The 1,568-nt window shown below is 65.8% G+C and carries 1 protein-coding gene and 1 pseudogene; one reads left to right on the top strand and one right to left on the bottom strand.

Annotated features, from left to right (window positions below; genetic code table 11):
- The coding region (locus WA944_RS11840) for a DUF1942 domain-containing protein (RefSeq protein WP_526646974.1) at positions 1 to 692 on the bottom strand (692 nt) is incomplete at its 3' end.
- A gap of 582 nt (positions 693 to 1,274) precedes the next feature.
- Between WA944_RS11840 and WA944_RS11835 the strand changes: the two are divergent.
- Positions 1,275 to 1,568 (top strand): annotated as a pseudogene (locus tag WA944_RS11835) (hypothetical protein); the annotation flags it as partial.

Genomic DNA, 1,568 nt, shown 5'->3' with positions numbered 1-1,568 from the left:
GTCGTGGTGGGCGCCGCGCCCGCGGGTGCCGGGGTGCCCGCGCTGCCTTCCGGCAGCGGTGTGCCCGAACTACCTTCGGGTAGCGGCGTTCCCGCACTTCCAGCCGGCATTGGCGTGGCCGTCGGTGCAGGTGCTTCCGCCGCGGCGCCGGCCTCCGGGGTCGGTGTGGCCGGAGTCGTCATCTCGGCGGTGGCCGAGGACTCCGAGGGGGCGGTGTAGGTCTGGGCCGGCACCGAAGATCCAGTGGATCCAGTGGATCCAGTGGATCCAGTAGAGGCGGACGCCGGGGCCGGTGGCGGTTCCACCCACACCAACAGATCCCGGCCGCCTGCGTTGTATACGACGCTGTCGGGCCTCTCCCCGGTGACGTCGAAGTACACCTTCCCCGTTGTCTTCTCGCCCGGTGCGAGCGTCGCCGGGTTGATGCCCTGTGGGGTGGCGACACCGAACAGCACGCGGTAGGTGTCGCCGTTCTCGGCCCGGGCGTTGAAGTTGGACACGATCGGGATGGCCGAACCGGAAACCGCCTCGTCGGTGGCTGTGGCCTCCCACAACGTGCCGGCCGGCTGATACGGGATCGCATCTGTGCTGGGCTTGAGGCCGGTGACGGTCCAGTGCTGGATGACGTCGCCGTCGACGAGTTCGCCCGGCTCACCCAGACTCTGGATCTCGATGTCCTCGGCCGAAGCCAACGGTGCGGCCGCGACGCTGAGGGCGGGCTGCAGCGGCAGCGGCCGTGGCGACGAACGCCGGCTTGATCTTCACGTAGTGCCTCCTGGTTTCGTAGAGCGCAGCGAGGTGTTCCCCCGGCGAGCAAATTATCAAATTGGTGCAGGCGGGCGGTGGGTCGTCCGGTCGGAGTGGCGCCGACGCCACGGATGGCGGTGGAATCGACGAGGGCGCATTGAAGTGCAGATACGTCGAAAACAGCGGAGTCCGCGATTCAATCAGGTCTCACATTGCCAACTCGGTCACTGCGCGCGACTATTCGCTGGATATGCGCTCGGGGCCACTCACGATGCGGTTACCGACATTTCGCTGACGCGGCACTGGCACCGCGGTGTTTGCAGAGATTTTGGCCGACGTTTTGCACACGTTTCTCCAAACCGGATGACATTGCGTCGGTAGAGGTGCTAACTTTTTCACTGCTGAATGCCATCAGCCCGGGTAGTTGCGCGCTGCTCGGCAACGACGTATTTGGGGGTTCACCAGTGGCTCGACATTCCCGGAAGACATCGCGTTCGGCCAAGATCCGCACCTACCTGAGTGCTGGGGTGACCGCTGGTGTCACCAGCGCGGCAATGGCGGGACTCGGGACGCTGATGCTCACCGCGACCGAATCCCCCGAACAACCGCGCACCACCCAGGTCCAGTTGGTCAACGACGAAGAGGAGTTCGTTCTCTGGGGCATGACCATCGGTGACCGGGCCGCTGCCACCACTGAGGCGATAACGCTCCGGCCCCTGATCGGTAACGGCGGCTGGCTGATCGGCAACGGCCGCGACGCTGCCGCGGATTGCACTGGAGACGCCTGCAACGGTGGAAACGGCGGCCTCCTTGGAGGAAAC

The sequence above is a fragment of the Mycobacterium sp. genome, assembly GCF_049683355.1.
GTDB lineage: Bacteria > Actinomycetota > Actinomycetes > Mycobacteriales > Mycobacteriaceae > Mycobacterium.
This window is presented reverse-complemented; position numbering and strand designations above follow the sequence as displayed.